Here is a 4,806-nt window from a genome sequence, read left to right as displayed (position 1 = left end):
AGATTTTTTTAAGGTAGATACATTATAACGTCCGCCCAAGTCGTATGTATAACTTGTATTAGCGACTGAGGATGTGCCTGTTAGATCGCTATACTGATTTAGTCGAACGATCGTCTAGATCGGGGAAACATTATCGATGTTATGCTATAAACACACATTTTTATTTGTCACAACAACAATGTTAGAAGATCGTAGTTTTGAAATATTAGATCGCGCTCGATGGTTAAAATTAGCACAAGATAAAATTGCAGCTAGGCAACAACTTTTATAGATGCCGCCGACTGAGGCTCGATCGATATTAGAAAGCATCATCGATCCGACTTTATTAAAACCAGATTTTAGTCATGGCTTAGAATTCAACGCTTTAAGTTTATCAAATGATGAATTAGCAGATTAAGTATGGATAGAGTTTTTACTCCAGAAAGCCTAATCTCACTATTTCAGGCGATCGATCGAGAAGAACTAGACTTGATTTTAGTCGGCGGTCAGGCGATTAATATTTGGGCTAGTTATTATGCCGATCGCGTACCAGCATTGATGGACTATATCCCATTCTCTAGTGCAGATTTAGATTTTTATGGTGGTAAAGTTGAAGCGATTGCCAGTCAAGATTTTGAATCCAATGTTGTGCTTGGAAGGTAAGCTCAAAGCAGCGATCGGATTACCGCAAGAGGGTAGACAAGACCTCAAGCATTTACAGATGTCTTTGTTGTTTGTAAAAGAATATATCATTGACTGACTAAATAATACTGGCGATCGAGACAGATCGAATATAGGATCGATCGAATATTACTACTAGCGATCGATCCCACGTTCGATCGATACAATAAATTGCGACCGATCCGATCGATTAGATTCATTGTAATATGATTTAAAATCCTTGCCCTGTCATGATTTGAAGTGGTGGGCAGTAACCACCCTACTTAATTAGCAGTAAAAAATATTGTACAGACGGCTAAATGGCTGAGGACGATCGAGCTGGAGTTCAGTTATCTTTGAAACATGAGATTGAAGCAATTAGTAATAGAATTCGCCGATACTCAATAAATCTTCTTTTAGTAATGTTGTTTTAGATATTCATTAACTAGGGAAATCGGGGTTTTATATATCGTGGGGATAATTAGCTAGCTAATTATCCCCATTTTTTTGAGGCATCGCAGCGGGTGAAGTTACAATCGGTACATAAATGGAACACTGAGATTATAATAGCGACAAGCGTTACAAGCCCTTAATTCTTGAGGCGACGCGGCAGAGCGGGAGTTATTTTAGTCTACGGAGGTTCGATCGATGCCTAAAGTCCAGCCAGTGAATAATGCGGCCAAAGTTGCTAATTTTACGCCTTATTCGGCGATCGGTACCAATCTTGAAGATGTCCGCAAACGCCGCAGAGAGCACGATCCGACTGCTCTCAATTTGCAAATATGTTGGTATCTCACGCCAGAAGTAGCAACGAAACTAGATCCCGAAGTGCTCGATCGATTGAGTGCCAAAGTCCAACCGATTTACGGCACCTTATTAACCGCCGATGCAGACACCTTAGCGCGAGATCGCGATCTCTTACCACCAGCAATCCAAGCGCAAATTCCGAATAGCTGGCAACTCCCCTCAGATCTCTGGGGCTATGCCTTTTTTGCTTGTCCATTGCCACCTGTAACAACCTACAGTGCCGACCAATATGCGCGGGGCGATCGAATGGTGCTCAATGGCGATGGGATGCTCTACCGGCTCGGTTTTGAGGCAGGTAGCGCGATCCTCAAAACGCGGATGATGAAAACGCCCTGTTATTATGCCGATCTCGCCGCCCAATTACTCCCCAAATTTGACAAACCGGGCTATCGCTTTCTCGACGGTGGGATGGTGCGCCACAGCCTGTTGCTAGGTACGCGCAACCAAATGAATACGGCTTTTGTAGCAACCAAAGAGCATCTGCTGGCAACTTTTGACGCGGCACGTCCCCACATTATCGATCCCGATACGCTGGAACTCCTCGAACCGATCGGGGCGGCTAGCAACTGGCAAGGATTGGCACCCAAACAACCCGCGTGGCTGACTCAGGTGTTTCAGCCCTATTCCAATCCCGCCCATCCCGTCTGCGACCATTTACAGGCCGATGCGGGTGGTGGAGAATTTATCACGGCCAATTATTCCGCTGGATTGAGCCTGCTCAGTGCGATCGATCGGTTCCGTCGCTGGCTCAAAGATAAACTCGGTCGCGATGGGATTATTCTCAAAGATCCTTGGGGCGCATTTACCAGCCTAGTTAGATATCGCTTCGATGGTCAAACCTTTGAGAAGTGGCGGTTGGTGCTACCCGATGGCCAACCCGTGATTATCCAGCAAGCCATTCACCAGATGGCCTTGACTGAAGACTATATCATCGTCGGCGATATCGCCTTTAAGATCGAACTATCGCAAATTTTCGCGCCATATCTATTCGGTAGAATTCGGAAATTCTCCGTCCAAATCGGCTACTGGTTATCGCTGGTATTTCTGCAATTGGTGCAGCCAATTCCCTATGCCAACTTATATCTAGTCAAACGATCGGATCTGGATTTACCCATCCCGCCTGGTGAAATTCCCACCTTGACCGCGATTAAAATCGTCCTGCCGCGCGAAGTTTCCCACTTTGTCGCCGATTACCGCAATCCCAACGGTCAAATTACCCTCATGTCTGCCCACAATGGCGGCTGGGATGTGACGGAATGGATTGGCGAATACGATGAATCCCTCAATCCCGACTGCGAAGAGACATCGATGATGACCAAAGGAATTGAAGCGGTCGCGGGTGTCAATAAAAAGTTGCCAAAAGTGCCGCCCACAAAATGCCTGCGGCGAGAGTTTCGCGGTTTTCAACCATCGCCAGTCGATCTCAATAGCGTCGCGCGCTACACGATTGATGGTAATACTGGTGCGGTTGTCACAGCCAATTTCTTCAGCGATATCGGCGACAATCCTAGCAAATGCAATACCTGGTCGGTATCGGTCAATACCCACCGCAATCTCAACCGCGATAGCCGCATCCCAGAAACCAGCGAGAAAATTACTAGCTTGTATTGGATGGGTTGGGGCTTTACTTGGGAGACGATTCCCAAACGGATTTATCGAGCTTATCGAGATCGCGACAACCGCGTGATTCCCGTTGAAGGTTTGCCCCAGTCAGACATGCCAGTTACCCTACTGCGACTGGATACCGAGCAAATGGCAATTGCCGATAGTTTTGAATTTCCGATCGGTTATGTCGCTCGCAGTCCCCAATTTATCCCCAGCAGTGAGCCGTGTCCCGCCGGAAAAGATCCGGCGACTCACGGTTATATTGTCTGTGTCATTATGACCGATGCCGAGCCAGACAATCCCCAGACGCTGGCACAAGATGAAATCTGGGTCTTCCATGCCGACGACTTCAAAGGCAAGCCAATTTACCGCCTGAGCCATCCCGATATCAATTTAGGGCTAACAATCCACTCGACCTGGATTCCGACGATCGAATTTGGTAAATATTCACAAATCGAACGCGAAGCCATGCGCGAAGCCACACTCGATCGCGATTACAATCCCGTCGTCCAAGCCAAAATCTTTCCCCACACCAAAACCCTGTTTAAAGAAGTCGTCTATCCGCACTACATCAATCAAACTAGCGAAGCCGAATTACTCGACCTCTGGGAAGATCGATCTGCCGATCGTCGATATTGACATATGAAAAACTACAGAAGGGGGCGGGGAGCGATGCGCACTCATCTGGTTTACAGACGGGTTAGCGATCGAGACAGCGGGGATCGCGCCAGCCTGTTGTCAGATGAACTTCTTCAGAGCTGTTCATCTGCACAGATCTTTGGTAAAGTATCCTTAGTTAAGATCGCGATTTGAAGATCGATCGGCAATAGAAATATTAAAGATTTAAATATAGGAGGAATTTCTAATGGCACTCGTCCCATTGCGGCTTTTGCTGGATCACGCGGCTGAAAATAGCTACTGTATCCCTGCATACAACGTCAACAACATGGAGCAGATCCAAGCAATCATGCAGGCTGCTCAAGAAACCGATAGCCCAGTGATCTTACAAGCATCTCGCGGCGCGAGAAACTATGCTGGTGAAGCATTCCTGCGTCACCTCGTCCTAGCAGCAGTGGAAACATATCCCAATATTCCCATTGCGATGCACCAAGATCATGGTAACAGTGCCGCAACTTGCTACTCAGCAATGAAACAGGGCTTTACCAGCGTCATGATGGATGGTTCATTAGAAGCTGATGCCAAAACTCCTGCTAGCTTTGAATACAACGTTGATATTACCCGCAAAGTCGTCGAAGTCGCTCACGCGATCGGCGTCAGCGTCGAAGGCGAACTCGGTTGTTTGGGTTCGCTCGAAACTGGCATGGGCGAAGCTGAAGACGGACACGGTTTTGAAGGTGCTTTGTCTCACGACCAACTCCTCACCGATCCTGATGAAGCAGTACAATTTGTGGAAGCTACTGGTGTAGATGCACTAGCAGTCGCGATCGGAACCAGTCACGGTGCTTACAAATTTACTCGCAAACCTACTGGTGAAATCCTCGCCATCAGCCGGATTGAAGAAATTCACAACCGTCTCCCCAACACTCACTTAGTCATGCACGGTTCGTCTTCAGTACCCGAAGATTTACTCGCGCTGATCAACAAGTACGGTGGTAAAATCCCCGAAACTTATGGTGTACCTTTAGAAGAAATTCAAAAAGGCATCAAATGCGGCGTTCGGAAAGTCAACATCGACACCGACAACCGTCTCGCCATCACCGCAGCAGTCCGCGAAGCTCTCTTCAGCAAGCCTGA

5 protein-coding genes are annotated in these 4,806 nt (G+C 47.2%); 4 read left to right on the top strand and 1 reads right to left on the bottom strand.

All coding sequences use genetic code 11. From position 1 onward, the window contains the following. The first annotated feature begins 271 nt into the window (after window positions 1–271). Window positions 272–397, top strand: coding sequence for a hypothetical protein (locus RMO84_RS20655; RefSeq protein WP_310490316.1), 126 nt, complete (start codon window positions 272–274; stop codon window positions 395–397). Between the two features lie 2 nt (window positions 398–399). Beyond that, on the top strand, window positions 400–642 hold the full coding sequence (locus tag RMO84_RS20650; protein ID WP_310490315.1) for a hypothetical protein: 243 nt from the start codon (window positions 400–402) through the stop codon (window positions 640–642). Between the two features lie 86 nt (window positions 643–728). Here RMO84_RS20650 and RMO84_RS20645 read toward each other — a convergent pair whose 3' ends face one another. After that, a complete protein-coding gene (locus tag RMO84_RS20645; protein ID WP_310490314.1) occupies window positions 729–860 on the bottom strand; it encodes a hypothetical protein in 132 nt (43 codons plus the stop codon). Between the two features lie 427 nt (window positions 861–1,287). Between RMO84_RS20645 and RMO84_RS20640 the strand changes: the two genes are divergently transcribed. Continuing rightward, on the top strand, window positions 1,288–3,690 hold the full coding sequence (locus tag RMO84_RS20640) for a carotenoid oxygenase family protein (RefSeq protein ID WP_310490313.1): 2,403 nt from the start codon (window positions 1,288–1,290) through the stop codon (window positions 3,688–3,690). A 226-nt stretch (window positions 3,691–3,916) separates the two neighbouring features. Next, a partial coding sequence (gene fba, locus RMO84_RS20635) for a class II fructose-bisphosphate aldolase (RefSeq protein WP_310490312.1) occupies window positions 3,917–4,806 on the top strand: 890 nt, incomplete at its 3' end.

The sequence above is a fragment of the Chamaesiphon sp. VAR_69_metabat_338 genome (genome assembly GCF_031423935.1).
GTDB lineage: Bacteria > Cyanobacteriota > Cyanobacteriia > Cyanobacteriales > Chamaesiphonaceae > Chamaesiphon.
This window is presented reverse-complemented; position numbering and strand designations above follow the sequence as displayed.

Coding starts and splice junctions, on each gene's coding strand:
- RMO84_RS20650 (WP_310490315.1), top strand. CDS start 400: ATGGATAGAGTTTTTACTCCAGAAAGCCTAATCTCACTATTTCAGGCG.
- RMO84_RS20655 (WP_310490316.1), top strand. CDS start 272: ATGCCGCCGACTGAGGCTCGATCGATATTAGAAAGCATCATCGATCCG.
- RMO84_RS20645 (WP_310490314.1), bottom strand. CDS start 860: ATGAATCTAATCGATCGGATCGGTCGCAATTTATTGTATCGATCGAAC.
- RMO84_RS20640 (WP_310490313.1), top strand. CDS start 1,288: ATGCCTAAAGTCCAGCCAGTGAATAATGCGGCCAAAGTTGCTAATTTT.